At 74.7% G+C, this 25,201-nt stretch carries 25 protein-coding genes; 10 read left to right on the plus strand and 15 right to left on the minus strand.

Annotated features, from left to right (window positions below; genetic code table 11):
- Window positions 1-85: 85 nt before the first annotated feature.
- From ABC795_RS08815 to ABC795_RS08825, 3 genes are all read right to left on the minus strand, one after another.
- The gene (locus ABC795_RS08815) at window positions 86-790 is read right to left on the minus strand and encodes a M50 family metallopeptidase (protein WP_347060636.1); all 705 of its coding nucleotides are present in this window, start codon (window positions 788-790) and stop codon (window positions 86-88) included.
- A 188-nt stretch (window positions 791-978) separates the two neighbouring features.
- Window positions 979-1,167 carry a hypothetical protein gene (locus ABC795_RS08820; RefSeq protein ID WP_347060637.1) on the minus strand — a complete coding sequence of 63 codons (189 nt, stop codon included), beginning with the start codon at window positions 1,165-1,167 and terminating at the stop codon, window positions 979-981.
- A 142-nt stretch (window positions 1,168-1,309) separates the two neighbouring features.
- The gene (locus ABC795_RS08825) at window positions 1,310-1,900 is read right to left on the minus strand and encodes a hypothetical protein (protein WP_347060638.1); all 591 of its coding nucleotides are present in this window, start codon (window positions 1,898-1,900) and stop codon (window positions 1,310-1,312) included.
- Window positions 1,901-2,437: 537 nt separating this feature from the next.
- On the opposite strand from ABC795_RS08825, the gene ABC795_RS08830 reads away from it, so the two are divergent.
- Window positions 2,438-2,665: a hypothetical protein gene (locus tag ABC795_RS08830; protein ID WP_347060639.1), complete on the plus strand. Its 228-nt coding sequence runs from the start codon at window positions 2,438-2,440 to the stop codon at window positions 2,663-2,665.
- Window positions 2,666-2,674: 9 nt separating this feature from the next.
- Here the strand turns inward: ABC795_RS08830 and ABC795_RS08835 are convergent, their stop codons facing one another.
- Complete coding sequence (locus ABC795_RS08835) at window positions 2,675-3,079, minus strand: hypothetical protein (protein ID WP_347060640.1); 405 nt, start codon at window positions 3,077-3,079, stop codon at window positions 2,675-2,677.
- Window positions 3,080-3,152: 73 nt separating this feature from the next.
- Between ABC795_RS08835 and ABC795_RS08840 the strand changes: the two genes are divergently transcribed.
- The 6 genes from ABC795_RS08840 (at window position 3,153) to ABC795_RS08865 (ending at window position 8,701) form a co-directional block, all read left to right on the plus strand.
- Window positions 3,153-4,376, plus strand: a complete 1,224-nt coding sequence (locus ABC795_RS08840) for an aminotransferase class I/II-fold pyridoxal phosphate-dependent enzyme (RefSeq protein WP_347060641.1) — start codon at window positions 3,153-3,155, stop codon at window positions 4,374-4,376.
- A gap of 4 nt (window positions 4,377-4,380) precedes the next feature.
- On the plus strand, window positions 4,381-5,157 hold the full coding sequence (locus ABC795_RS08845) for a glycerophosphodiester phosphodiesterase (protein WP_347060642.1): 777 nt from the start codon (window positions 4,381-4,383) through the stop codon (window positions 5,155-5,157).
- Window positions 5,154-6,032: a lysophospholipid acyltransferase family protein gene (locus ABC795_RS08850; RefSeq protein WP_347060644.1), complete on the plus strand. Its 879-nt coding sequence runs from the start codon at window positions 5,154-5,156 to the stop codon at window positions 6,030-6,032. Before ABC795_RS08845 ends, ABC795_RS08850 begins: the two co-directional genes overlap by 4 nt.
- 52 nt (window positions 6,033-6,084) lie before the next feature.
- Window positions 6,085-7,437, plus strand: a complete 1,353-nt coding sequence (locus tag ABC795_RS08855; protein ID WP_347060645.1) for an MFS transporter — start codon at window positions 6,085-6,087, stop codon at window positions 7,435-7,437.
- A complete protein-coding gene (locus tag ABC795_RS08860; protein ID WP_347060646.1) occupies window positions 7,434-8,168 on the plus strand; it encodes a thymidine kinase in 735 nt (244 codons plus the stop codon). Before ABC795_RS08855 ends, ABC795_RS08860 begins: the two co-directional genes overlap by 4 nt.
- 188 nt (window positions 8,169-8,356) lie before the next feature.
- On the plus strand, window positions 8,357-8,701 hold the full coding sequence (locus ABC795_RS08865) for an RNA polymerase-binding protein RbpA (RefSeq protein WP_347060647.1): 345 nt from the start codon (window positions 8,357-8,359) through the stop codon (window positions 8,699-8,701).
- Between the two features lie 164 nt (window positions 8,702-8,865).
- Here the strand turns inward: ABC795_RS08865 and ABC795_RS08870 are convergent, their stop codons facing one another.
- From ABC795_RS08870 to ABC795_RS08885, 4 genes are all read right to left on the minus strand, one after another.
- Window positions 8,866-9,390: an FxsA family protein gene (locus ABC795_RS08870; protein WP_347060648.1), complete on the minus strand. Its 525-nt coding sequence runs from the start codon at window positions 9,388-9,390 to the stop codon at window positions 8,866-8,868.
- 63 nt (window positions 9,391-9,453) lie between these two features.
- Window positions 9,454-10,227: a polyprenol monophosphomannose synthase gene (locus ABC795_RS08875; RefSeq protein WP_347060650.1), complete on the minus strand. Its 774-nt coding sequence runs from the start codon at window positions 10,225-10,227 to the stop codon at window positions 9,454-9,456.
- Window positions 10,224-11,804, minus strand: coding sequence for an apolipoprotein N-acyltransferase (gene lnt, locus ABC795_RS08880; protein ID WP_347060651.1), 1,581 nt, complete (start codon window positions 11,802-11,804; stop codon window positions 10,224-10,226). Before lnt ends, ABC795_RS08875 begins: the two co-directional genes overlap by 4 nt.
- Window positions 11,805-12,411: 607 nt before the next feature.
- Window positions 12,412-13,926, minus strand: a complete 1,515-nt coding sequence (locus ABC795_RS08885) for an amidohydrolase family protein (RefSeq protein ID WP_347060652.1) — start codon at window positions 13,924-13,926, stop codon at window positions 12,412-12,414.
- Between the two features lie 102 nt (window positions 13,927-14,028).
- On the opposite strand from ABC795_RS08885, the gene ABC795_RS08890 reads away from it, so the two are divergent.
- On the plus strand, window positions 14,029-14,556 hold the full coding sequence (locus ABC795_RS08890; protein ID WP_347060654.1) for a GNAT family N-acetyltransferase: 528 nt from the start codon (window positions 14,029-14,031) through the stop codon (window positions 14,554-14,556).
- 10 nt (window positions 14,557-14,566) lie between these two features.
- On the opposite strand, the gene ABC795_RS08895 is transcribed toward ABC795_RS08890, so the two are convergent.
- Both ABC795_RS08895 and ABC795_RS08900 read right to left on the minus strand, forming a co-directional pair.
- Window positions 14,567-15,427: a lysophospholipid acyltransferase family protein gene (locus ABC795_RS08895; RefSeq protein ID WP_347060655.1), complete on the minus strand. Its 861-nt coding sequence runs from the start codon at window positions 15,425-15,427 to the stop codon at window positions 14,567-14,569.
- 9 nt (window positions 15,428-15,436) lie between these two features.
- On the minus strand, window positions 15,437-16,615 hold the full coding sequence (locus tag ABC795_RS08900; protein ID WP_347060656.1) for a glutamate--cysteine ligase: 1,179 nt from the start codon (window positions 16,613-16,615) through the stop codon (window positions 15,437-15,439).
- Between the two features lie 232 nt (window positions 16,616-16,847).
- Between ABC795_RS08900 and ABC795_RS08905 the strand changes: the two genes are divergently transcribed.
- Window positions 16,848-17,693: a hypothetical protein gene (locus tag ABC795_RS08905; protein ID WP_347060658.1), complete on the plus strand. Its 846-nt coding sequence runs from the start codon at window positions 16,848-16,850 to the stop codon at window positions 17,691-17,693.
- A gap of 18 nt (window positions 17,694-17,711) precedes the next feature.
- Here the strand turns inward: ABC795_RS08905 and ABC795_RS08910 are convergent, their stop codons facing one another.
- From ABC795_RS08910 to ABC795_RS08920, 3 genes are read right to left on the minus strand one after another with little or no spacing between them, the layout of a single operon-like run.
- Window positions 17,712-18,827, minus strand: a complete 1,116-nt coding sequence (locus tag ABC795_RS08910; protein ID WP_347060659.1) for an Rv2578c family radical SAM protein — start codon at window positions 18,825-18,827, stop codon at window positions 17,712-17,714.
- Between the two features lie 40 nt (window positions 18,828-18,867).
- Window positions 18,868-19,341 carry an Lrp/AsnC family transcriptional regulator gene (locus ABC795_RS08915; RefSeq protein WP_347060661.1) on the minus strand — a complete coding sequence of 158 codons (474 nt, stop codon included), beginning with the start codon at window positions 19,339-19,341 and terminating at the stop codon, window positions 18,868-18,870.
- On the minus strand, window positions 19,316-20,470 hold the full coding sequence (locus ABC795_RS08920) for a Xaa-Pro peptidase family protein (protein ID WP_347056828.1): 1,155 nt from the start codon (window positions 20,468-20,470) through the stop codon (window positions 19,316-19,318). Before ABC795_RS08920 ends, ABC795_RS08915 begins: the two co-directional genes overlap by 26 nt.
- A gap of 171 nt (window positions 20,471-20,641) precedes the next feature.
- Here ABC795_RS08920 and ABC795_RS08925 point away from each other — a divergent pair, with 171 nt between their 5' ends.
- Complete coding sequence (locus ABC795_RS08925) at window positions 20,642-21,559, plus strand: 5'-3' exonuclease (protein WP_347060701.1); 918 nt, start codon at window positions 20,642-20,644, stop codon at window positions 21,557-21,559.
- Between the two features lie 6 nt (window positions 21,560-21,565).
- On the opposite strand, the gene ABC795_RS08930 is transcribed toward ABC795_RS08925, so the two are convergent.
- Complete coding sequence (locus tag ABC795_RS08930) at window positions 21,566-22,207, minus strand: DUF4333 domain-containing protein (protein WP_347056829.1); 642 nt, start codon at window positions 22,205-22,207, stop codon at window positions 21,566-21,568.
- A gap of 82 nt (window positions 22,208-22,289) precedes the next feature.
- Window positions 22,290-25,124, minus strand: coding sequence for a DEAD/DEAH box helicase (locus ABC795_RS08935; RefSeq protein ID WP_347056830.1), 2,835 nt, complete (start codon window positions 25,122-25,124; stop codon window positions 22,290-22,292).
- Window positions 25,125-25,201: the final 77 nt, after the last annotated feature.

A 25,201-nucleotide genomic window follows, 5' to 3' on the forward strand; every position in this document is an offset into this window, starting at 1 on the left:
GACCATCCGGCCTGGCTCCTCCGTCCGCGACGCCTGGGCCGCTTGCGACCGTTATCCCTAACAAAAACCCACAAAATACACGGGTTCAGCCGAGCAACCACCTCGCGCCCAGAACCAACGCAGCAAGGTCAACGACCAGGAAGACACCCACCCAGACGAGGGCAGGAAAGGGGGTCAGCCGGGCGAGCTGGTCGGCGTCGGAGTCCCGGGTGCCGCGGCGCCGGCGGGCGGTGTGCAGCTCGAGCACGGCCCGCGGCGCGGCCAGCAGCAGGAACCACGTGGCCACCGCCGCGAACACCGACTGGCCCGCCGGCGGCAGCCACCAGGTGGCGGCGAAGACGATCCCGCCGGTGACCAGCACCGACCACAGCCCGTACCAGTTGCGGATCTGCACCAGCAGCAGGGTGAGCAGGAGGAGCAGCGCCCACAGCAGCCCGATGGCGTGTCCGGCGGCGAGCAGGGCTGCGGCGCCGAGCCCGAAGAGGGCGGGGCCGGTGTAGCCGGCGGCGCAGGTCAGCACCATGCCCAGCCCGGTCGGCCGACCCGCGGAGACGGTCAGGCCGGAGGTGTCGGAGTGCAGCCGGATGCCGGAGAGCCGCCGCCCGGCCGCCAGCGCCACCAGCCCGTGAGCGCCCTCGTGGGCGATGGTCACGACGTTGCGGGCCGGGCGCCAGAGGCTGGGGGAGAGGACGAGGAGGGCGGCCGCCGCCGCGGTGGCGAGCAGCACCAGCGGCGGGAGGTCCGGGACGGTCGCCGTCGCGCGGGCCCAGAACCGGGCGAGGACCTCCATGCCCGGCAGTCAACCGCACGTGCCCGGCAGTACCCGGGGGGCGAGGAGGGTGTCGGGGGAGGCGGGCCTCACGCCGCCCTGGGGAGCCCACCGGGGCACCCCAGGCCCGATCCCGGGGGCATGACGACGTCAGCCTCGGCTGCAGTGGTGACCCCAGGGCAGACGCTCCGGGATCGCTGGCCCCGCGTTCAGTTCCCCGGCTTCACGGCCTTGCCGCGCTCCTGCTCGGCCTCGTCGGCCTGGTAAACGCCCGGCACGGCCCGCGCCGCACCGTCGTCGCCGGGCCCCACCGGTCGGTCGGTCAGGTTGCCCGGGCCGGGGGAGGGGGTGCCCCCGGGCTCGCGGCGGTCGTCGGTGTCGGGCCGGGCGTCCGTCATGAGTCCTCCTGGTTCGGTTGGTCCCCGGGTCCGCTACCCGCCCGGAGCGACCGGAACCGGGGTCGCAGCAGACCGGCGTCGTGCACCACCGCTCGGCAGCACCCGGCCCGGCACTCCGGCGTCGACCGCCGGATCTGAGCGGTCAGCCCGCGCGGGTGAACAGCCAGCGGGCGAAGACCGCGTCCTCGTAGAGCTCCGTACGCCAGAGGACCGACAGCCGGAACGCCCCCGGGGGCACGACCAGCAGCGGGCTGGCGTCAGTGGCCGCGCCGTCGCTCAGCGCGTCGGATTCCGGCGTCGGGCCGGGGGACTCGGGGAGCAGGAAGGCGCCGTCCTCGCCGGTGCCGTCCAGCGCCGCGCTGATGAACGCCAGGCGGCCGCTGGGCACGTACACCACGTCGCCGGCCTGGTCGTCGGCCTCGGGAAAGGCCAGGGCTGCGTCGAGGATGCCCCGGTAGTCACCCGCGTTCGCCTGGACGACGGCGATGCTGCCGTCGTCGGCCCGGAAGACCTCCAGCCAGCCCTCGTCGCCGACCTCCGGGTCCGTGAGGACCAGTGCGGCCCTGCTCGCACCCACGGGGATGCCGGTCAGCTGGTAGTCCAGTCGCGGCACGAGACCCTCGTAGGCCTGGTCGCTCAGCCCACGCCAGGAGGGCAGCAGATCGCCGTCGAGGGCGAGGAACGGCTCACCGTTGGTCCAGCAGCGACCGACGTGGGTCCAGGTGCGGGGCATGGTCCGATCATCACCCTCTCGGGCAGGTTGCCGCGCTTGCTGTCCGGGGGATGTCGGCTGCTTCAGGCGCTAGTTGACATAACGTCGATTATCGGCGCAATGTCCACGGGCGGGAGACGGGCAGTGATCATGGTTCGCAGTCCGGTTCGCGCACCTGGCACGCGCGCCGGCCATCGGGTGCTCGGAAGTTCCCGAGCGGGTGTCGCCGTGCGCGTCCCGCTGCATCCGCGCCCCGCCCCGTCGTCGCAGACCCGACCTCGCAGCTCCATGGCCGGCCGGCCGGGCAGGATGGGATGACGGGCCTCCCGTCATCCCCGTCCTCGACTCCCCCGGCGTTGATCTTGGCCTTATTGATCTTGGCCATCCGGCTGGCCCACCGATCGCTTGGTCCGGACGGCGTTCCGATGCTCGGCGAGTCGTCGGCGAGACCTCTTTCCCCATCCAGCTACACCGCCACCAATGCGTCACAGTGACGTAAGTGGTGTGGTCTCGGTCGTTCGACGGGCGCCCGACGGTCGGCGTTCGTAGGGTCGGTGCATGAGAATCCGACGGCCGTTCGCCGCACTGATGACCTCGCTGGCACTGTTCGGCGGAGCCGCCTCGTTGACCGCCTGCGGCGACCCGGCCGGGCTGGACCGCAACGACGGATCGACCGACGAGTCCGTCCAGACGGTCGACCCGGAGGACGCTGACCGCGAGAACCTGCCGGACGTCAGCAACCCCGAGATCGAGCAGAACACCGACGAGGACACACAGGGGGACTGACCTCGGGGCTCAGTTGGAGCGTTCGGTGACCCACAGGCGGTCGAGCCGGCCCGTCGAGTGGACGAGGTCGGCCAGCGAGCGCTCCAGCTCGGCCTTCGTCGGCCGTTCCTGCAGCAACGTCTGGACGTCCTCGAGGGCGCAGCGCAGCTGGAACAGCCGGTCCTGCAGCCCGTCGAGCTCGGCCCGGGACACGAGGACGACGTCGCCCGGCAGGCCGGCCTTCGCCGTCGCCGAGCGCTGCTCGTACGCCCGCTGGCGGCACGCCTGACCGCAGTACAGCCGTGGCCGCCCGACCGAGCCCTGCTGGGGCAGGACCCGCCGGCACCAGCCGCACCGCCGTTCACCGCTCCCCCGGCCGGGGAGAGGTGCGACGGGGACGGAGGCCGTGCTGCCGGACGCGTGCTGCTGTGCCACGTCTGCGCACGGTAGACGCCACCACCGACAGCTTCGGGTGACACGCCAGCACGGCGCACGGAAGGGGCCGGCGATGGACGACCACGCTCCCGAGGACCTCTCCCCGGTCTTCGACGCGTACAGCGAGGAGGGGCTGCGGGCCGCCGGCAGCCTGAAGTGGACGCGGTACGGCCAGGCGCTGGGCGCATTCGTCGCCGAGATGGACTTCGGGACGGCCCCGGCGGTGACGGACACCCTGGCCGCCGCCGTGGCCGGGAACCGGTTCGGGTACCTGACGCCGGAGGCGGCGACCGACATGGCCCGGGCCTGCGCGCGGTGGCAGGCCGACCGCTACGGCTGGGCGGTGCCCGCCGAGTGGGTCACCCCGCTGCCCGACGTGCTGGCCGGCCTGCAGGCGGCGATCGAGTACTTCACCCCGCCCGGCAGCCCGGTCGTCCTCCCCACGCCCGCCTACATGCCGTTCCTGCGGGTGCCCGGTCTGCTCGGGCGGGAGATCCTCCAGGTGCCGATGGTGCGCCGCGATGGCCGGACGACCTACGACCTGGGCGGGATCGCCCGGGCGCTGCAGGCGGGTGGCCGCCTGGTCGTGCACTGCAATCCGCACAACCCGCTGGGGCGCGTGTTCTCGGTCGAGGAGCAGCTGGCGCTGGCCGACGTCGTGGAGCGGGCAGGGGCGCGTGTGTTCTCCGACGAGATCCACGCACCTCTGGTGCTGCCCGGCGCGGTTCACCGGCCCTACGCCTCGCTCTCCGCCGTGACGGCCGGGCACACCGTCACCGCGACGTCGGCGTCGAAGGCCTGGAACCTGCCCGGTCTCAAGGCGGCGCAGCTGATCCTCACCAGCGAGGCCGACGCGGACCACTGGTCGCAGGTGGGCTTCCTCGCCGGCCACGGCGCGTCGACGCCCGGAGTGCTGGCCGCCACCGCCGCCTACGACCGGGGCCGCGGCTGGCTCGACTCGGTCCTCGGCTACCTCGACGGGAACCGACGGCTGCTGGGACACCTGCTGGCCGAGCGGGTGCCGGGCATCCGGTTCGAACCACCGGAGGGCACCTACCTGGCGTGGCTCGACTGCCGGGAGCTGGCCCTGCGGGGCCCGGCGGGCCAGTTCTTCCTCGAGCAGGCCGGCGTGGCGCTGGTCGAGGGCGCGGAGTGCGGCGCTCCCGGTGCCGGTCACGTGCGACTGAACTTCGCGACGCCCCGCCCGGTGCTGACCGCCCTGGTGGACCGGATGGCCGCCGCCCTCGCCCACACGGACGGGGGCCCGCAAGGGGGCGTGGGGCTGCCACTAGCGTGAACGCGTGCCTGCCGCACGGTTCGCCTTCCTCGACGCGCCGACCCCGTTGGCCATGGCCCACCGCGGCGGTGCCATCGAGCACCTGGAGAACAGCATGCCCGCCTTCGAGGCGTGCGTGGAGCTGGGGTACCGGTACCTGGAGACCGACGTCCAGGTGACCGCCGATGGCGTGCTCGTCGCCTTCCACGACCCGACGCTGGAGCGGACCACCGACCGCAGCGGGCGGATCGACTCCCTGACCTGGGCGCAGGTCTCCGAAGCCCGGATCGGTGGCCGGGAGCCGGTCGTGCGCCTGGAGGACCTGCTCGGCGCGTGGCCCGACGTCCGGATCAACCTCGACATCAAGGCTGCCGGGGTACTGGCTCCGCTCGTCCGGCTGGTCGGGCGCATGGAGGTGACCGACCGGATCTGCCTCGGGTCGTTCTCCGACGCCCGGATCGCGGCCGCCCGGCGGTTGTTCGGCCCGACCGTCTGCACGTCCCTGGGCCCCCGCGGGGTGGCGGCGCTGCGGCTGTCGTCCTACTCCCCCCGGGCGGCCGGCCTGGTGCGCATCTCGGCCGGCTGCGCGCAGGTGCCCCTCCAGCTCGGCGGGCGCGCGCTGGTCGACGAGCGGTTCCTCGCGGCCGCGCACGCCCGCGGGCTGCAGGTGCACGTGTGGACCGTCGACGACCCGGTCGAGGCCGAGGCCATGCTGGACCTCGGCGTCGACGGGATCATGACCGACCGGCCGACCATGCTGCGCGAGGTGCTGGAGAAGCGCGGTCAGTGGTCGCCGCGGTGAGGCTGCGCGACTGGCGGCCGCGCACCCCTCCCCTGCCGGAGGACCTCGCGCAGCTGGTCCGGCCCGGTGACCCCGAGTGGTTCGCCCGCGAGCTGGCCATCGCCGTGGCGCCGCCGTGGTGGCTCTGGCGTTCGGTCCTGCGTCGGCTCTCCTGGCTGGTGGGCGTCTTCGGCCGGGTGGAGGTCACCGGCACCATCCCCGAGGAGCTGCGCCGGGGGCCGCTGCTGCTGGCGGCCAACCACATCGGCGACTTCGACCCGTTCGTCGTCGCCGTCGCCCTCCACCGGCTGGGCGTCACCCCGCGGATCATGGCGACCGGCGGGATCATCTCCGCGCCGGTCGCCGGCGCGCTGCTGGAGCGGACCGGCGCCATCCGGGTCGAGCGGGGCACGGAGCTGGCGCGGCACGCCGTGCGGGTGACCGAGGTGGCCCTCGTCCACGGCGGCCACGTCGTCGCCTATCCCGAGGGCCGGGTGGGCCTGGCCCCGGACTTCTGGCCCGAGCGGGGCCGCACCGGCATGGCGCGGCTCGCGCTCGGCCTGCGGGTGCCGGTCATCCCGGTCAGCCAGTGGGGGGCCCACGAGGTGCTCCAGTACGGCAACGACCGGGGCAAGCTGCGCACCGCCGTCCGAGCGGTGCTGCGCCGCCCGGCGCTGCGGGTCCACGTCGGCCCGCCGGTGGTCTTCGACGACCTGCAGATGGGCCGGGTCGGTGACGCCAACCGCGCTCGGGTCCGGATCGCCGCAGCGCTGACCCGGGGGCTGCGGCCGCTGCGCGAGGGAGAGCTCGACAGGCCCGCGTTCGTCGACCCGACCCGCCCGACCAGCGCCGTCGCCGCCTTTCCGGGTGGTGTCGTGCCGGACGACATCCCGTGAACGGCGGAGCCCGGTGCTGGACCGGTTCCGCCCTGCCTGGCACCCTGCCGCGGTGACCTCTGCCCCGGCCAGCGCCGGCCCGTCGGCGGCCCCCGCAGACCACGCCCTGAAGCGCGAGCGGTTCGGCTGGTACTCCTACGACTGGGCGATGTCGGTCTTCAACACCTCGGTGACGACGGTCTTCCTGGGCCCGTACCTGACGGCGATCGCCCGCGACGCCGCCGGCCCGGACGAGCGGCTGTCCTTCCTCGGCCTGTCGCTCGCCGCCGGCAGCTGGTTCTCCTACGTGCTGTCGGCCTCGGTCGTCCTGCAGGTGCTGGTGCTGCCGCTCACCGGCGCCGTCGCCGACCGCACCGGGCGCAAGAGGGAGATGCTGGCCGCCTTCGCGAGCCTCGGCGCGCTCGCGACCACGGGGCTGTACTTCGCCGGCGACGGGCGGTGGCTGCTGGCCGCGGTGCTGTTCGTCGTCGCCAACATCAGCTTCGGCGCGGCCACCGTCGTCTACTACTCGTGGCTGCCCGATCTGGCCGGTCCGGAGGAACGCGACGCCGTCTCCAGCAAGGGCTGGGCGTTCGGCTACGTCGGCGGTGCGCTGCTGCTCGCCGTGCACCTGGGTCTCGTCGTCGCCGCCGAGGACCTGGGGCTGACGACCGGCGAGGCGGTACGGATCTGCCTGGCCACCGCGGGGCTGTGGTGGGGCGCGTTCACCTTCTTCTCGGTGTCCCGCCTCCGCAACCGCCCGGTCGCCGCCTCCGCGGTGCGGTCGGGCAGCTTCCGCCAGCTGGCCACGACCTTCCGGGAGATGCGGGCCTTTCCGCTCACCCTGTGGTTCCTCGGGGCCTACCTGCTGTTCAACGACGGCGTGCAGACGGTCATCTCGCTGTCGGCCACGTACGCGACCGAGGAGTTGGACCTCGAGCAGGACGTGCTCACCGGCGCGATCCTGATGGTGCAGGTGGTGGCGATCTTCGGTGCCCTGGGCCTGGGCCGGATGGCCGGGCGGTACGGCGCCAAGCGCGTGGTCCTCGGCGCCCTGGTGGCGTGGATCGGCGTGCTGTTCGCCGCCTTCTTCCTGCAGACCGGGGCCGTGGCGCAGTTCTACGCCCTCGCGGCGGTCATCGGGCTGGTCCAGGGCGGCACCCAGGCGCTGTCGCGGTCGCTGTTCAGCCAGCTGATCCCGCTGGGCAAGGAGGCCGAGTACTACGGCTTCTACGAGATCAGCGACCGCGGGACCAGCTGGCTCGGACCGCTGGCGTTCGGCCTGACCTACCAGCTCACCGGCTCCTACCGGCTGGCCATCATCAGCCTGGTGGTCTTCTTCGTCGCGGGGTTCGTCGCGCTCGCGGCACTGCCCATGCGCCGCGCTGTGATCGCTGCGGGCAACGTCCCGCCGGAGCGGCTGTGACCACGGCCCCGCCCGCACCACCGGGACCATCGGCGGTCCCGGCGTCCGGTGACCGGCGACGGCACCCCGCACGTGCCCACCTGCGCTTCTTCCACGGCCCCATGGACTGTGGCAAGTCCACCCTCGCCCTGCAGGTCGACCACAACCACAGCCGGCAGGGCAGGCACGGGGTGCTGGTGACCCAGGGCGACCGGTCGGCGGTTCCGCAGATCAGCTCCCGCGTGGGGCTGCGCCGGGAGGCGGTCGAGATCGACGGGGGCACCGATCTACGGCTGCTCGTCCGTGACCGGTGGGCCGCCGGGCACCGGGTGGACTACCTGATCGTCGACGAGGCGCAGTTCCTCTCCCCCGCGCAGGTCGACCAGCTCGCCGAGCTCGCCGACGAGTCGCACGTCGACGTCTACGCGTTCGGGCTGACCACCGACTTCCGGGCCCGGTTGTTCCCCGGCACCCAGCGGCTGCTGGAGGTGGCCGACGACGTGCAGCGCATCCAGGTCGAGGTGCTGTGCTGGTGCGGCCTCCCCGGGCTGCTCAACGCCCGCGTCGTGGACGGGGTCATGGTGCGGTCCGGCGCGACCGTGGTCGTCGCCGACACCGCGCCCCCGGAGCCGCCCGGCGAGGTCGCCGGCCCCTCCCCCGCCGTCCGCTACCAGGTGCTGTGCCGACGGCACCACGTGCCGGGCGAGCTGGGCCCCACGGCGGCCGGGCCGGGTCAGCTGGCCCTTCCCTGAGCGGCGCTCTCACCCCTCCGAGGGGCGGCGGCGCCGCGGATGCCCCCCCATGCGATGATGAACAGCCGTCTCGGCGGAATCTCTCCGCCTTTTCGGTCGTTCATCTCTCTGACTCCCCGTTGTCTGGGTAAAGCCATGGCACCGGACGTCGAGTCCCGACCGACACAAGCACGAGAGGACGGTGTGCCATGGGCGAGCGTTCCCTGCGCGGCAGCCGACTGGGCAGCGTCAGCTACGAGACCGAACGGAACACCGCGCCGATCGAGCGGCAGTACGCCGAGTACCGCTGTTCCTCGGGGCACCTGTTCACGGTGCCCTTCGCCGACGACGCCGAGCTCCCCGACACCTGGGAGTGCAAGTTCGACGGCTCCGCGGCGAAGCTGGTCGGTGGGAGCGAGCCGACTCCCAAGAAGGTCAAGCCGCCGCGGACGCACTGGGACATGCTGCTCGAGCGCCGCAGCGTCGAGGACCTCGAGGAGGTCCTCGCCGAGCGCCTCGAGGTGCTCCGCGGCCGGCGCACGCGGGCCAGCTGACACCAGCAGTACGCAACGGAACGGCCCCGGTGGAGCGATCCACCGGGGCCGTTCTGCGTCCGGAGGCCGTTCCCACGCGGCGTCGTGACCAGGGATGACGGCGGTTGGCGACGACTGAGTCGAGAGGTCGGCGGCCGCACGAGCCTGACGTTCCGGGTGCCCAGCTAGCCCTCGGGGCGGCCGTCGGGGTCGCGGAGGACCTCCCCCTCGATGACGAGCGGCGTCGCCCGTGTGCTGCCGCTCCTGCTACCGGGGACGTCGCCCACCTCCTCGACCCGGACGCTGCGGGTGCGCACCGGGCCGCGCATCCGGTCAGGCAGCCGGGAGAGCACCGCCCGCGCCAGGGCCCGACGCACCAGGCCGCGCGTCCCGGGCAGCAGGCAGAGGAGTCCGAGCAGGTCGCCGAGGAAGCCGGGCAGCACCATGAGCAGCCCGCCGACGGCGACCAGCCCGGCGTCCCCGAGCTCCCGGCCCGCGCTCTCGCGCGACCGGGCCCGTTCCCGCAGGTCCGCCAGCGCCCGCCGGCCCTGCCGGGCCAGCAGCACCGAGCCGAGCGCGCTGGTGAGCAGGGTGGCGAGGATCGTCCAGGCCAGCCCGATCCAGGCGGCCACCAGGACGAGGACGACCAGCTCCGCCAGCGCGGTCAGCCCCACCACCACGCGCAGCCGTCGGCGCACCAGGTCAGCCACGACGGTCCCTCCTCCCGATAGCCCTGCTCGTGGCCGGACGGCGGCGGCCCCACCGTGCGCGGGTCACCGGCCGGAACTTTCGGCCGGGCCGGTCACCGGCGGTGGCACGCGGCCCGGCAGCCACTCGGCCAGCCGGTCCTGCACACCCCACACCGTCACCCGTGCCCACGCCTCCCCAACGATCGAGCCGCTCATCTTGCTCCGGCCCAAGGCGCGTTCGGTGAAGGTGATCGGTACCTCGGTGATCCGCGCACCGGAGCGCAGCGCCCGCCAGGCCCAGTCCACCTGGAAGCAGTAGCCCTCGCTGGCGACCTCGTCGAAGGGCAGCCGGTCGATGAGGTCGGCCCGCGCGGCCCGGAAGCCGCCCGTGGCGTCCTGCAGGGGGAGGCGCAGCACCCACCGGGTGTACCGGTTGCCGAGGCGGGACAGCAGCAGCCGGTGGACCGGCCAGTCCTCGACCCGACCTCCGTCGACGTACCGGGAGCCGAGCACCAGATCGGCGTCGGCCAGCGCGGCCAGCAGGTCCGGAAGCTGCTCCGGGGGGTGCGAGCCGTCGGCGTCCATCTCCACCAGCACCCCGTAGCCGCGCTCCCGCGCCCAGCCGAACCCGGCGACGTAGGCGCGCCCCAGGCCGGTCTTGGCAGTGCGGTGCAGCACGTGGACGCGCGGGTCGGCAGCCGCCAGCCGGTCCGCGAGGTCGCCCGTGCCGTCGGGCGAGCCGTCGTCCACGACCAGGGCGTGGGCCTCGGGCACGCTGGCGTGCAGCCGCTGGAGGACCCGCTCCAGGTTCTCGACCTCGTTGTAGGTGGGGATGATGACCAGCACCTGGTCGCTCACGCCGCTGCCCTCCCCCGGCGCCGGCCCAGCGCCCAGAGCGCCGCACCGAGGCCCACTGCGGTCAGCAGCCACTCGGGCGCGGCGCCGAGCCGCTGGGCCACCGTCCGGTCGTCGCGCTGCGCGATCTCCTCGACGAACACATCGGGCTCGAACAGCTCCGACGAGCGGACGACGGTGCCGTCCGGGGCGACGATCGCCGAGATGCCGCTGGTCGCGGCGACGGCGACGGTGCGGCCGACCTCCACCGCCCGCACGCGGCTCATCGCCAGCTGCTGGGCGCTCTCGTCGGTGTGGCCGAACGTGGCGTTGTTCGTCTGGACGACGAGCATGCCCGCGCCGCCGTCGACCACGTCGCGCAGCAGCCCGTCGTAGACCACCTCGAAGCAGATGAGGTCGCCGATCCGGATGCCGCCGATGTCCAGCACGCCGACCTCCTCGCCCGCGGCGAAGTCCCGGCGGACCAGGTCCACCTTCTCGCTGAACAGGCGGAAGAAGTCGCGGGCCGGCACGTACTCGGCGAAGGGCACCGGATGCCGCTTGACGTAGGTGTCTCCGGGGCCGTCCTCCGGGGACCAGACGATGGCGGTGTTGCTGATGAACTCCCCCGGGCCCTGGACGACCGCACCGACGAGCACCGGGGCGCCCACGGCGTCGGCCGCGCGCTGGATCTGCGCGGCGGCGTCGTCGTTGCGGTAGGGGTCGATGTCGGAGCTGTTCTCCGGCCAGAGGACGACGTCGGGCTGTGCGGTCCGGCCGGCGGCGACGTCCTCGGCCAGCCGCAGCGTCTGCTGGACGTGGTTGTCGAGCACCGCTCGGCGCTGGGCGTTGAAGTCCAGCCCGACACGGGGGACGTCACCCTGGATGACCGCGACGGTCGCGGTCGGCCCGCCCGCGGTGAGGGATCCGCCCGACAGCGGCAGCCAGGCCAGCCCGCCCACCAGCGGTACCGCGAGCGCGGCGGCGACCGCCTGCAGGGCGCGGCGGGGCGCGGTGCGCCGCGCCCCCGCGGGGTCGTTCGCGGCGTTCCGGGCGCGCAGCAGGGCCAGGACGGCGGCGGCCAGCAGCGTGCCGGTGAGAGCGACGGCGAAGCTGACCAGCGGCACGCCGCCGTAGGCGGCGAGCGCCAGCAGCGGGCCGTCGGTCTGCGAGAAGCCGAGCCGTCCCCAGGGGAAGCCACCGAACGGGAAGCGGCCGCGGACGGCCTCGTCGGCGACCCAGAGCGCCGCCGCCCACAGCGGCCAGAGCGGCAGCCGGGAGACCACCGCGGTCAGGGCGCCCAGGAGCGCGAGGAACAGCGCCTGGCTGACCGCCAGGGCCAGCCACGGGAACGAACCCACGTAGATGCCGGTCCAGGACAGCAGGGGCACGAAGAACGCCAGCCCGGTGACCAGGCCGAGCCACAGGCCGGCCCGCACCCCCTGCCCGCGCACGGCCAGGGCGAGGGCGGCGGGACCGCCGACGGCCAGGCCGGTCAGGTCGTGCTCGGGGAACGCCAGGAACAGCGACAGCCCGCCGGCGACGGCCAGCAGGGTGCGCCACGGGAGGCGGGACCGGCGGGAGCGCGTCGACGGCTCCACCGGCCGCCCGGGTGATCTTGGGCCGGCCGGACGAGGGAGCGTTCCCGTCACCGGCCCGCCATCGCCTGCGGGCACGCAGCGCCTCCCCGGTGCAGCCGCCCGTCGGGCGGATCCTCCCCGCACCGATCGGGCGGGGTCCGGACCGCGGCGTCCGCGCGCGGTCCTGACCCAGCATCCCATCCCGGCCAGGGCGGGCGAGCGGACGTGCACGCCACCACCCGGCCGGGCTCCCGGCCCCCGACCGGACGGCGCCGGCGGCAGCTCCAGGGGGTCGGCGCGCCTTCGGGCCGGACGGCCGGTCGCTGGCGGCGAGCGGCGCGACCGTTGTCTGATGGCTCGGGTCCACGTGGGCTCCGCCGGGATGCCCGCCCCGCGGCCTCCCGCGGGCCGCCGCTCCTCCACGACCTGGTGGCGTGCCGGCGCGAGCCGGCCCACGCCGGCCGGGGGGACCGCCCGCGCCCGAGGAGGAAGCGCAACGGTGCGTCCGGACAGGAACTGCAGCAACTGTAGGAACCGCCGCCCGAGGAACGAGACCGGGGAGGGTTGCGAGCCGCGATGTGATCGGATCGTTACTGCTCGTTGCAGCCGGTTCCGGCCGACCAGGCCCTCAGACCGGTGCGCCGACGGGCTCACCGGCGACCAGCAGCAGCCGGCACGCCGGGCGTCCCCGATCCGCCAGGACCCGCGAGAGACCGTCCCCGGTCCCCCACAGCGTCAGATCCGCGGGCGCACCGACGGCCAGCGGCCCGCCGGGGTGCTCCGCCCGGACGGCGAACCAGCCGCCGTGCGTGGCGGCGTCGAAGGCGTCGAACGGGCGCAGGCCCGATCCGGGCGCCCGGTGGTCGACGGCCGCGTGCACGCCACCCCAGGGATCGAGCGGGGTCACCGGGGTATCGCTGCCCAGGGTCAGCGCCACGCCTCCGTCCGCGAGATCGGCGAACGGATTGGTGGCCAGCGCCCGCTCCACCCCCAGCCGCTCGGCGTACATCCCGGTGTCCCCGCCCCAGGCGGCGTCGAACGCCGGCTGCACGCTGGCCACCATGCGCCAGTCGCGCATCCGGTCGACGACCTCCGCCGAGGGCATCTCCAGGTGCTCGAGGCGGTGCCGGCAGGCCCGGACGGCAGAGGCGCCGAGCTCGGCGACCACGGCTCCCACGGCCTCGAGGACCTGGTCGACGGCGGCGTCGCCGATGACGTGGAAGCCCGCCTGGATGCCGGCGACGGTGCACGCCCGGACGTGCTCGACCAGCGCGGCCGTATCGAACCGGAGGGCGCCCGAGGTCTCGGGCCGGTCGGTGTAGGGGGTGCTCAGCGCCGCCGTGTGCGAGCCGAAGGCGCCGTCGCAGAACAGGTCTCCCCCGGCGCCGGCCAGGTCGAGCTCGCGCACCAGGTCCAGCCCGCCGCGTTCCGAGAGCTCGCCCCAGTACCCGAGGACGCGGGGCCCCGGCACCTCGGCCGCCAGTGCCAGCAGGTCCCCGAGGTCCTCGGCCGAGGAGACCTCCGGCCCGGCCATCTCGTGCAGGCTGCCGATGCCCAGCGCCGTCGCGGCGGCGCGGGTGGCCTGCTGCGCCGCTCGCCGCTGAGCCGGCCCGACCGCGCCGTAGGCGGCCCGGCGGGCGACGTGGTGGGCATCGAGCCGCAGCTGCCCGTCGGCCGAGAACCCGGCCAGCCCGGCGATGCCCGGGATCCGGTCGAGCAGGGCGGTCGAGACGGTTGCGGAGTGGACGTCGACGCGCGCCAGGTAGACCGGCCGGTCCCCCGCCACCGCGTCGAGGTCGGCCCGGGTGAGCCCACGGCCCTCGGGCCATCCGGTCTCGTCCCAGCCGGTGCCCAGGACGATCCCGTCCGGCGCGGAGGCGACGTGGGCCCGGACCGCAGCCAGCGCGTGCACAAGGCTCGAGCTCGAGTGGAGGTCCAGACCCGAGAGCGCCAGGCCGGTGGCCGTGGCGTGGACGTGCGCGTCGACGAACGCGGGGGTCAGCAGCGCCCCCTCGCCCCTGACCACCCGGTCCGCCGACGGCGCGGCCGCGGCGTCGCCGGTCCACGCGATCCGGCCGTCGTCGACGAGCAGCGACCTCCCGGGGCGGTCCCCCACCTGCACGTCGCTGAGCAGCAGGCTCATGTCGGCACCGTACGGTGCAGCGACGGCAGGGCCTCCGCGGCGTGTCGGGTCGTCCGTTCCGTCCGGGTGGCCGCAACCCTCCCCCGACGGTAGGCAGGACGGATGACGGCGGTGGCGGAGGAGCTGCGCACGGAACGGCTGCGGCTGCGTCCCTGGACCACCTGGCCGGCGGACCTGGCCCGGCTCACCGACATCTACGGTCGCGTGGAAGTGACCCGCTGGCTGGGCGGCGCACCGTCGGTGCCCCCCGAGGAGCTCGTGATCCGCTGGGCGGCCGTGCACCGGCTCGACGAGCGCTTCCTGTGCTGGGCGATCGAGCGGCCCGACGGCACCCCGGCCGGCACCGTGCTGCTCAAGCCGCTGCCCGACGGGGTCGGCGAGGTGGAAGTCGGGTGGCACCTGCACCCGGACTCCTGGGGGTACGGCTACGCCACGGAGGCGGCGCGCGCGGTCATCGACCGGGCGTTCGCCCTCGGCCTCCCCGAGGTGTACGCCGTGGTTCGGCCGGGGAACGAGCCGTCGATCGCCGTCTGCCGGCGGCTGGGCATGACGCCGCTCGGGCGCATGCGCCGCTGGTACGGCGTCGAGCTGGAGGCCTTCCGGCTCATGGCGGCGCCGGTCGTGGCGTGACCTCCCCGGGTCAGCGGCGGCGTACGAGCCCGGAAACGCGGCGGCCCAGCGACTTCTTCGGGGCCTTGGCCCCCCGGCCGGCGGCGCGCACCGTGTCGGCGGTTGCGGCCTCGGAGGGCGTCGGGGCGGTGCCGCCGAGGTGGGCAGGCTGCCACCAGCGGTCGTCGTCACCGGCGGGCTGGTCCGGGTAGCTGCGCTGGGCTTCGTCCAGGAGGGCCTCCATGGCCGTCCTCGTGCGGGCCAGGAGAGCGGGGATCTGCTCTCCCGGCTCGGCCGTGATCGGCTCGCCGAGGGCGACGGTCACCGCGACGCCGCGGCGGAGCTGCACCTTGTGGTTCTTCGTGGCCACCCGGTGCCCGCCCCACACGGCGGCCGGGATGATCGGCACGCCGGAGTCGATGGCCATGCGTGCGGCGCCCGCCTTGAGGTCCTTCACGGTGAAGCTGGTGCTGATCGTCGCCTCGGGGAACACCCCGACGATCTCGCCGTCCTTGAGCGCCCGCACCGCCGCCTCGAAGGCTGCCGAGCCGGCCCTCCGGTCGACCGGGATGTGCTTCATCGCGCGCATGAACGGGCCGGAGAACCAGTGGTCGAACACCGCAGACTTGGCCATGAACCGCACCAGGCGATGCTGCGGCAGTGCGCCGAGCCCGAGAAAGGTGAAGTCGAAGAAGCTGACGTGGTTGCTGCAGATGATCGCGCCACCGGTGGGTGGCACGTGGTGCGAGCCGCGGACGTCGAAGCGGAAGCGGAACAGCCGGAACACCACCAGGGCGAGCCGGATGATGAACCGGTAGGGCTTGTCCCGGGGGTCGGGCGAGGCACCGAACAGCCCGGGACGGACGACGTCACGCCAGCTCGCGGTGTACATGGCCGGAATCTAGCGGCTGACCCCGGCGACCGCCCGGTCGCCTTCCGTCCCGGCGGTGACCTCGACGGCGGCCCGGACGACCGCGGGGAGGCTGCCGGTCTCCCGGTGGACCCGCCGCTGGAAGTCGGCCCCCGTGCCACGGGTGAGCAACGCGTCGAGCCCGTCGGTCACCCGCTGCTCGTCGCCGGCATCCGCGAGGGCGGGACGGACGTGGCCGAGGAGGTCCGCGAGCACGTCAGCCGCGGGCGCGGGCCGACCGGTGCGCGGGTGCACGAGCTCGCCGGACAGCCCCGAGCGGCCGGCTCGCCAGGCGGACAGGCGCAGGACCTCGGCCCGCATCTGCGGGGGCGCCGAGCCGCTCCGGGCCTCGCGGGCGGCGGTCTCCACCAGTCCGCGCACGAGACCGGCCACGGTGACGGCGTCCTCGACGCGCAGCGCGACATCGGCGGTGCGGACCTCGACGGTGGGCCAGTTGGCCGACAGCCGGGCGTCGAAGTACACCATCCCCGTGTCCAGCACGGTGCCGGTGGCGAGCACCGCGTCGACGAGGCGGTGGTAGTCGGCGGCATCGGCGAAGGGGCCGTTCGGCCCGGCGGAGGGCCACCGGTGCCAGACCTCCGACCGGAAGCTGGCGTACGAGGTGTCCCGACCCTGCCAGAAGGGCGAGTTGGCGGTGAAGGCGGTGAGCACCGGGAGCCAGCTGCGGATGCGGTTGAGCACCGCCACGCCCTCCTCGTCGTCGGCCACGGACACGTGCACGTGGCATCCGCAGGTCAACACCTCCTCCGCCGTCCGACCGAAGGCGGTCACCAGGCGCCGGTAGCGCTCCCCCTCCGTGGGCACCGGCTCGACGGCGACCGGGGAGGTGGCCAGGGCAGCCACCCGAGCGCCCACCGCGCCGGCCGCGGCGTCGGCCCGGCCCCGCCAGTGGCGCAGCTGGACACCCACCTCGTCGAGCGTCGAGCAGACCGGGGTGCCGAGCTCGAGCTGCTGGGCCTTGAGCTCCGGCATGAGGTGAGCGGTGTCGGGAACACCGGCTTCCTCGCCTCGCTCGGCCCGGTCGTGCTGCCGGACGTCCTCCCCCTCGCCGCGGCTCGCGGCGATCTCGAGGGCCTCGGGGGCTCGCGAGACGGGGACTCCCTCCGTGTCGACCACGAGCAGTTCCTCTTCGACGCCCACCGTTCGCACGAGTCCATGATCCCGAGCCGGTCGCCCGAGCGCAGAACCGGCCAGTGGTGGTGCACCCGACCTGGCCGGGTGCACGCGGGCTCCGTCCCGGCGGGGGCCATCGGTCCCCGGGTGCGACGGTTGGGGTCGGGTTGTTGCTGCCCGGGCACCCGAAGGGTGCCGTGTTCGTGGTGTCGATAAGGGGCGACAACGATTTTTTCGACCTTGTTGGGGATAACGGTAGTATTGCGGAATGCAACGTGCATGGCAGCAGCCGCTGCCCGACATGCCCGCTCCTTCTCCGGAGCGGGCCTGGGCGCGGTGGACGCCCCCTCCCGGATACGAGGCGCAGTGGCGCCGGCTGGTCGATGCCGCGCTCGAGCTGGACCTCGGCCCCGACGACCTCGCGGCCGCCGGTCTCGACGAGCTGGCCGCCGCCCGGGGGTGGAAGCCGGCGACCGTGGCGCTCTACAGCAAGGTCGCCCGGTACGGCGGCCTGGCCCTGCCGCTCCCCAGCACACCCGAGCCCGATCCCCCGCGACTGGACCTGCGGCCTCTCACCCAGGTGCGCGGGAACGACCCGGAGCACCTTCGCTCGGTGGCCTGGTGCGCGCTCGCACTGGGCTGGCCGGCGCCCGTCGGCGTCTTCCGGTCGCTGCGCCGGGACCAGGTGCGGGTGACCACCCGCCGGCTGCTGCTGTCCACCGACGACGGCGAGTGGGCGGTCCCCGGTGCGCTGACCGCCTGGCACGCGTGGGAGTCGGTGCGGGCGAGGTACCCCGCGCTGGCCGCGAGCAGCTGGGTGCTCCCGGCACTCCGGCGCGGTCCGGGGCTGAACTCCCGCGTCGGGGGGCGGCTGTCCAACCAGGCGTTGCAGGCCACCTTCACCAAGCACGTGCGGATGACGGTCGGGCATCTCCGGGCCGGCGCGCCGCCGTCCCGCCGCGAGTCCGTCGAAGAGCTCGCCGCCGCCTACCGGACCCTCTCCTACGACTCCTACCGCCGGCTCGCCCTGGCCGCCGGCGCCCCACCGGTGGCGTCTCGGGGCGCGGTCCGCGCGAGCCGTGCGGTGGCGCGGGCGTCCCGGCTGGCCGGCTGAACTCCGCTCACAGCAGTGTCAGCTGCTCGGCCGGCCCGGCCGACGGGGCTCGCCCGCGGGCCGGCGCGGGCACGGTGCCGGGCGACCCACCGGAGGGGAGGGTCCCGGCGGGGAAGCCGGCGGCCTCGTCCACGGGCACGCCGTCGGCGACCGCCGGGTCGACCCGGCGTGCTGCGCCGCCGGACCGGCGGTCGAGCCCGTGGCGCACGAGCAGGGGCGCCACCCGCCGTGCCAGCCAGGCGCGGTACTCGGCCGGGACGTACGCGCGCCGGGCGTAGAGCTGCTCGTAGCGCGGGACCAGCTCCGGATGCGCGCGGCCAGCCAGGCCATGAACCACTCCCGGGCACCGGGGCGCAGGTGCAGCGGGATGACCGTCACCCCGGCGGCACCGGCGGCGGCGATCGCCCCGAGGGCCGTGTCGAGGTGCTCCACCGTGTCGGTGAGGCCCGGCAGCACGGGCGCGAGGAAGACGCCGCAGGGCAGCCCCGCCTCGGCGAGCGCCCGCACGAGATCCAGTCGGGCGCGCGGCGTGGGAACGCCGGGTTCCAGGCCGGCGTGCAGGTCGTCGTCCCAGATCGCCAGGGAGACCCCCAGGCCGAGCGGGACGTCGCGGGCCGCCGCAGCGAGCAGTGGCACGTCGCGCCGCAGCAGGGTGCCCTTGGTCAGCACGGAGAACGGGGTGCCCGAGCGGGCGAGCGCGCCGATGACGCCGGGCATGAGCCGGTAGCGCCCCTCGGCCCGCTGGTAGGGGTCGGTGTTCGTGCCCAGCGCCACGTGCTCGCGCTGCCAGGACGGCCGGGCGAGCTCCCGCTGCAGAACCTCGACCAGGTTGGTCTTCACCACGACCTGGCTGTCGAAGTCGCGGCCGGTGTCCAGCTCCAGCCACTCGTGCGTCCGGCGGGCGAAGCAGTAGACGCACGAATGGCTGCAACCACGGTAGGGGTTGATCGTCCACGGGAACGGCATCGCCGACTCCCCCGGCACGCGGTTCAGGGCGCTCTTCGACCGCACCTCGTGGAAGGTCAGCCCCGGGAACTCCGGCACCTGCACGCTGCGCAGCAGGCCGCGGATGCTCGGCATGCCCGGCAGGGCACCGGTCTCCTCCAGGTCCAGCCGCTGCGCGTCCCACCGCATGGCCCTATGCGAACACATGTTCGAACCGGTGTCCAGCGGGTCAGAGCAGGGGGCGGGCCTCGTAGGGGGTCGAGAGGACCACCGTGGTCCGGGTCGTGACGTTCGCGGTGCACCGGATCTCCTTGAGCAGGAGCTCCAGCGCGTCGGGCGAGGCCACCCGCACCTTGAGGATGTAGCTCTCCACGCCGGCGACCGCGTGGCACTCCTCGATGGCGTCCAGGTGCGCGAGCAGGGCCGGGGCGTCGTCGGTCTGCGCATCGGTCGGGGTGATCGACACGAACGCCGTCAGCGGCAGCCCGATCTGCGTGGCGTCCAGCGTCGCGCGGTATCCGGTGATGAGCCCACGCTGCTCCAGCCGGCGCACCCGCTGGTGCACTGCCGAGACGGACAGGCCCACGCGCTCGGCGAGGTCGGTGTAGCTTGCGCGGCCGTCCCGGGCCAGGGCGGCGAGGAGGGCGCGGTCGACGTCGACCGCGGTCGCCCCGGCCTCAGCCGGGGAGTTCGACGAGCTCACGGGAACCGTTGTTGAGGACGCGGACGCCGTCGTCGGTGCAGACCACGATGTCCTCGATGCGGGCGCCGTGGCGGCCGGGCAGGTAGATACCCGGCTCCACCGAGAACGCCATGCCCGGCTCGAGGGGCAGCTGGTTGCCCGCGACGATGTAGGGCGCCTCGTGGGTGTCCAGCCCGATGCCGTGACCGGTGCGGTGGATGAAGTACTCCCCCCAGCCGGCGCCGGCGATGATCTCACGCGCCGCGGCGTCGATCTGCTCGGCGGTGACGCCCGGCCGCACGGCCGCGGTCGCGGCCTGCTGCGCCTCGTGCAGCACGGCGTACCACTCGGTGACCTCGGCATCGGGCGCGCCGCCGACGACGTAGGTGCGGGTGCAGTCGGAGCGGTAGCCGGTGGCGGTCTCCCCGCCGATGTCCACCACGACCAGGTCGCCGGCGGCGATCACGCGGTCGGAGAGCTCGTGGTGGGGGCTGGCCCCGTTGGGCCCGGCGCCCACGATGGTGAAGTCCACGCCGACGTGCCCCTCGGCCAGGATGGCGGCGGCGATGTCCGCGCCCACCTCGGCCTCCGTGCGCCCGACGGTCAGCCACTCCCCCATGCGGGCGTGCACCCGGTCGATGGCGGCGCCGGCCAGCGCCAGCTCCTCGACCTCGGCGGGGGTCTTGACCATGCGCAGGCGGTCCACGACCGGCGACGCCAGCTCCAGGGCGGAGCCGGGCAGTGCCCGCTGCACGCCGAGCGCGTGTTCGGCCCAGGTGCGCGAGCCGACGGCGACCCGCACCGGGGCCGAGCCCAGCCGCTCGGTGGCGGCCGAGGCGAGCGCCGCGTACGGGTCGTCGGTCTCGTCCCAGGCCATCAGCTCGAGGCCCAGCGCACCCGCGGGGCTGACGCCGACCATGGGGGCCTCCAGCCGCGGCACGACGAGGAAGGGCTCCCCCGACCGCGGGACGGCGAGGGCGGTCAGCCGCTCCATCGCGTGCGCGTCGTACCCGCACAGGTAGCGCAGGTCGGCGCCCGGGGTGAGCACGAGCAGGTCGACACCCAGCTGTCCGGCGACCGCCCGCGCGGCGTGCACCCGGTCGGTGGTCAGGAGCGGGCCGGTCCCGGCCGGAGTCGTCACGGTTCCCACCCGCGCAGACTAACCACGGGGACCGCCGTTTCCCGCAATCGTTGCCAGACCGCTACCGTCCGCCGTCGTGGACGAGTTCGCGAGGTCCGGCACGAGCACGGCACCGTCGATCACCCGGGCGGCGGACCGCTGCCCGTCCGCCGGGATCGGCGGTGCAGCCGCGTGACCACCATGCTGCTGGACGCCGCGTCCCTGTACTTCCGCGCCTTCTACGGCGTCCCCACCAGCGTGACCACGCCGGACGGGCGCCCGATCAACGCCGTCCGCGGCTTCCTGGACATGACCGCGCGGCTGGTCGCCACGCAGGCCCCCGACCGGCTGGTGGCCTGCTGGGACGACGACTGGCGGCCGGCGTTCCGCGTCGAGGCGCTGCCCTCCTACAAGGCCCACCGGCTCTCATCCGACGGCGGCGAGGAGACCCCCGACGAGCTCGGACCGCAGGTGCCGGTCCTCGTGGAGGTGCTGGCCGCCGCCGGGCTCGCCCGCGTGGGCGCGCCCGGCTACGAGGCCGACGACGTGATCGGCACGCTCGCCACCCGCGCGCGCGGCCCGGTCGACGTCGTCACCGGTGACCGCGACCTGTTCCAGCTCGTCGACGACGCCCGCGGGGTGCGGGTGCTCTACACCGCCCGGGGCATCTCCGACCTCGAGTTCGTCGACGAGGCCGCCGTCACCGCCAGGTACGGGATCCCCGGCCGCGCCTACGCCGACTTCGCCGTGCTGCGCGGCGATCCCAGCGACGGGCTGCCCGGGGTGGCCGGTGTCGGCGCCAAGACGGCGGCCGCCCTGATCAACGAGTTCGGGGACCTGGCCGGCATCCGGGCGGCGGCCGCGCGAACCGTCGTCCCGAAGCCGCCGTTGACCACCGCGGTGCTCAAGAAGCTGCACGCCGCGAGCGACTACCTCGACGCGGCCCCGGTCGTGGTGGCGGTGGTCACGGGCCTCGACCTGCCGGCGGTCGAGGGCACGCTCCCCCGCGCGCCCGCCGACCCGGGGGCCCTCGCCGCCCTGGCCGAGGCCCACGGGCTGCAGTCGTCGCTCAGCCGGCTGGGCGCCGCCCTCGGCTGGCCCGACGGCGTGCTGGGCTGACCGGGATCAGGGCTCGGACCAGGTGTAGCGGGCACCGTCCTCGTCGGTGATCTCGATCCGGAGGGTGATCCGCTCGTCGTCGGAGGTCACCCCGGTGCACTCGTACGTGGCGCCCTGCTCGACGGTCATCTCCTCGGCGCACTCGAGGTCGACCGCCACGCCCTCGCGCTGCTCGAACTGGACGGCGACGTCGCGCTCGACCGCCCCGCGCGAGAGGACGGTCGGCCCCGACGTGGTGGCCAGCACGGCGATGCTCCCCAGCACGACCACGGCCAGGAGCGCCAGGACGGCGAGCACGCCCCGGCGGGGCCCGCGGCGCGCCGGGGTCGGGTCGGACGGGGGGCCGCCGTCGCCGGGCGGTCCGTACCCGGGCACGCCGGAGGAGGGCGTGGCGCCGGCTGGGAATCCGTAGGGCCCGGCGGCGCCCGGCGGCGTCGCCCAGTGCTGTTGCGGTGGCGGCAGCGGCTGACCGGAGCCCCCGGGCGGCCGGGCGTAGGGCTGGGTGGCCCCGTGCGGAACGCTCCCCGGCTGCTGCCGCCAGGGCCCGGGCCGTCCGTACGGGGGCTGCTGGCCGTACGGCGGCGGCTGCGCGGGGCCGCCGTCGGGGTCCCCGCCGCGGCGGCCGTCGCGGTACGGCGGGTCGGTCATCGTCGCTCCCGGGTCGCTGGCGCTCTTCGCGGAACGCGCTCGGATTCTGCCGCACCGGCCACGCCCTCGCGGAACGCGCCGGTCAGCCGCCGACGGCCACGGCCACCACGCCACGCCGGATCCGGTCCACCGCCGCGCGGGCCGTCCGGGCCACCGCGTCGTCGGCGACCTTGCCCAGCTGGTCGAGCAGGTCGAGCAGCTGCCGGGTCCACCGGACGAAGTCACCACCGGAGAGCTCGGTGCCGGCCTGCTCCGCCCCGGCCAGGACGCGGTCCAGGCTCTGCCCGTCGGCCCAGCGGTAGGCGGCCCAGGCGAAGCCCAGGTCGAGATCGCGGCTGGCCGGCACGCCATGGTCGAGCTCGACGTCCTGCAGCCGCGACCGGATCTGCCGCATTCCGCCGATCGCCGCCGCGACCTTGCCGGCCGGAACCGCGGGCAGGCTCGGGGTGTCCCGCCGGGCCTCGAAGACCAGCGTGGAGACCGCGGCCGCCAGCTCCGGCGCGTTCAGCCCCCGCCACACGCCGGCCCGCAGGCACTCGGCGGCCAGCAGGTCCGACTCCGACCAGATGCGGGACAGCCGGCGGCCGTCGTCGGTCACCACCGGGACGTCGTCGACCGCGCCGACCACCTCGGTGTCGGCCGGGACCAGCGGCGCGACCTCCGGCACCAGGTAGCCCAGCTCCTCCAGGACGTCGCAGGTGCGGTCGAACTGCCGGGTGAGCGATCCGGTGCGCTCGGCCATCGTCCGCTGCAGCGACTCCGCCTCCCGCACCGCGCGCAACCAGCGCTCGGCCACCCGCACCCGCTCCTCGCGGTCGGGCAGCTGGTGCACCGGGTGGTGACGCAGGGCCTGCCGCAGCTCGGCCAGCACCGGGTCGTCGGCCGCGGCCGAGCGGTTCTTCACCCGCCGGGCACCCAGCTCGTGCTCCACCCGGGCGTTGCGCAACGTGGAGGCGAGGTCCCGGCGCGCGTGCGGGCTGCGGTGGTTGAAGTTCTTGGGCACCCGGACCCGGGCCAGCGCCGTCACCGGCGCGGGGAAGTCCACCGAACCGAGCCGGCCGGCCCACTTGTCCTCGGTCAGCACGAGCGGCCGGGGGTCGGCGAGGTCGGTGATGCCGGGGTCGAGGACGACCGCGAGGCCCTGCCGCCGCCCCGTGGGCACCCGGATGACGTCGCCCGGGCGGAGCGCGGCCAGGGCGTCGGCGGCCTCCAGGCGGCGCTTGGCCTGCGAGTCGCGGGAGAGTTCCTTCTCCCGGTCGGCGATCTCCCGGCGCAGCCGCGCGTACGCGCCGACGTCCCCGTGGTCGGACCGCATCTCGGCGGCGAACTGCGCGGCGTCCCGTTCGTGCCGGGCGGCCGCCCGGGCCAGGCCCACCACCGAGCGGTCGGCCTGGAACTGGGCGAACGACGACGCCAGGAGCTCCCGCGCCCGCGCCCGGCCGAAGGAGCTGACCAGGTTGACCGCCATGTTGTAGCTGGGCCGGAAGCTCGACCGGAGCGGGTAGGTACGGGTGCTGGCCAGTCCGGCGACCACCGAGGGGTCCATGCCCGGCGACCAGATGACCACCGCGTGCCCCTCCACGTCGATGCCGCGGCGGCCGGCCCGGCCGGTGAGCTGCGTGTACTCCCCCGGCGTCACGTCGACGTGCGCCTCGCCGTTCCACTTGACCAGCCGCTCCAGGACGACGGTGCGTGCGGGCATGTTGATGCCCAGCGCGAGGGTCTCGGTGGCGAACACCGCCTTGACCAGGCCGCGCACGAAGCACTCCTCGACCGTCTCCTTGAACGCCGGCACCAGGCCGGCGTGGTGGGCGGCCAGCCCGGCCAGCAGGCCCTCGCGCCACTCCCAGAAGCCGAGGACGTGCAGGTCCTCCTCCGGCAGCGAGCCGGTGCGCTCGTCGATGATCGCGGCGATCTCCGCGCGCTCGGCCTCGTCGGTGAGCCGCAGGCCGCTCATCAGGCACTGGTGGACGGCGGCGTCGCAGCCGTTGCGGCTGAAGACGAACGTGATCGCCGGGAGCAGGCCGGCGCGGTCGAGCCGCTCGACGACGTCGGACCGGGCCGGCGGGCGGTACCGGGGCCGGTGGTGGCTCTCCCGGCGGCCCGGACCCCCCCAGCTGTCGATCCGGCGCTCGTACTCGCGCACGTAGCGCACCAGCTCGGGGTCGACGACGGAGGCGCCGCGCTCACGGGTGGACAGCGGACGGGGGCTGTCCCCCTGCTCACCGGCGTGCGCGGCCGGGCGGAGGGAGAACAGGTCGAACACCCGGCTCCCGACCAGCATGTGCTGCCAGAGCGGGATCGGCCGCACCTCGCTCACCACGACCTTCGTGTCGCCGCGCACGGTGACCAGCCAGTCGGCGAACTCCTCGGCGTTGCTCACCGTCGCCGACAGGGACACCAGGGTCACCGACGGCGGGAGGTGGATGATCACCTCCTCCCAGACCGCGCCCCGGAACCGGTCGGCGAGGTAGTGCACCTCGTCCATGACCACGTAGCCCAGCCCGCTCAGCGCCGGCGACTCGGCGTACAGCATGTTGCGCAGCACCTCGGTGGTCATCACGATCACCGGGGCGTCGCCGTTGACCGCGTTGTCGCCGGTCAGCAGCCCCACCCGCTCGGCGCCGTAGCGCTCCACCAGGTCGTTGTACTTCTGGTTCGACAGCGCCTTGATCGGCGTCGTGTAGAACGCCTTCCGCCCCTCGGCTAGGGCCTTGTGCACGGCGAACTCGCCCACCACGGTCTTGCCGGCGCCGGTGGGCGCGCAGACGAGGACCCCCGAGCCGTCCTCCAGCGCCTCGCAGGCCTCCACCTGGAACGGGTCCAGGGAGAAACCCAGCTCGGCGGTGAAGTCGGCCAGCATCGGGTGGGAGGTCCGCCTCCGGGCAGCGGCGTACCGCTCAGCGGGGCTGGACATGGCTCCACGTTAGGCGCTGGGCCCGGAACGATCAGGTCGGCTGACCATTCGGGGTCCTGGCTCACTGCTGACGGGCA

Origin of the sequence: Blastococcus sp. HT6-30, assembly GCF_039729015.1 — a bacterium.
GTDB lineage: Bacteria > Actinomycetota > Actinomycetes > Mycobacteriales > Geodermatophilaceae > Blastococcus.

Bases quoted from the DNA above. Each gene is read 5' to 3' on its own strand.
- ABC795_RS08925 (WP_347060701.1), top strand. From the start codon at position 20,642: ATGCTGCTGGACGCCGCGTCCCTGTACTTCCGCGCCTTCTACGGCGTC.
- ABC795_RS08825 (WP_347060638.1), bottom strand. From the start codon at position 1,900: ATGCCCCGCACCTGGACCCACGTCGGTCGCTGCTGGACCAACGGTGAG.
- ABC795_RS08910 (WP_347060659.1), bottom strand. From the start codon at position 18,827: ATGCGGTGGGACGCGCAGCGGCTGGACCTGGAGGAGACCGGTGCCCTG.
- ABC795_RS08890 (WP_347060654.1), top strand. From the start codon at position 14,029: ATGACGGCGGTGGCGGAGGAGCTGCGCACGGAACGGCTGCGGCTGCGT.
- ABC795_RS08820 (WP_347060637.1), bottom strand. From the start codon at position 1,167: ATGACGGACGCCCGGCCCGACACCGACGACCGCCGCGAGCCCGGGGGC.
- ABC795_RS08895 (WP_347060655.1), bottom strand. From the start codon at position 15,427: ATGTACACCGCGAGCTGGCGTGACGTCGTCCGTCCCGGGCTGTTCGGT.
- ABC795_RS08830 (WP_347060639.1), top strand. From the start codon at position 2,438: ATGAGAATCCGACGGCCGTTCGCCGCACTGATGACCTCGCTGGCACTG.
- ABC795_RS08930 (WP_347056829.1), bottom strand. From the start codon at position 22,207: ATGACCGACCCGCCGTACCGCGACGGCCGCCGCGGCGGGGACCCCGAC.
- ABC795_RS08815 (WP_347060636.1), bottom strand. From the start codon at position 790: ATGGAGGTCCTCGCCCGGTTCTGGGCCCGCGCGACGGCGACCGTCCCG.
- ABC795_RS08840 (WP_347060641.1), top strand. From the start codon at position 3,153: ATGGACGACCACGCTCCCGAGGACCTCTCCCCGGTCTTCGACGCGTAC.
- ABC795_RS08865 (WP_347060647.1), top strand. From the start codon at position 8,357: ATGGGCGAGCGTTCCCTGCGCGGCAGCCGACTGGGCAGCGTCAGCTAC.
- ABC795_RS08935 (WP_347056830.1), bottom strand. From the start codon at position 25,124: ATGTCCAGCCCCGCTGAGCGGTACGCCGCTGCCCGGAGGCGGACCTCC.
- ABC795_RS08905 (WP_347060658.1), top strand. From the start codon at position 16,848: ATGCAACGTGCATGGCAGCAGCCGCTGCCCGACATGCCCGCTCCTTCT.
- ABC795_RS08885 (WP_347060652.1), bottom strand. From the start codon at position 13,926: ATGAGCCTGCTGCTCAGCGACGTGCAGGTGGGGGACCGCCCCGGGAGG.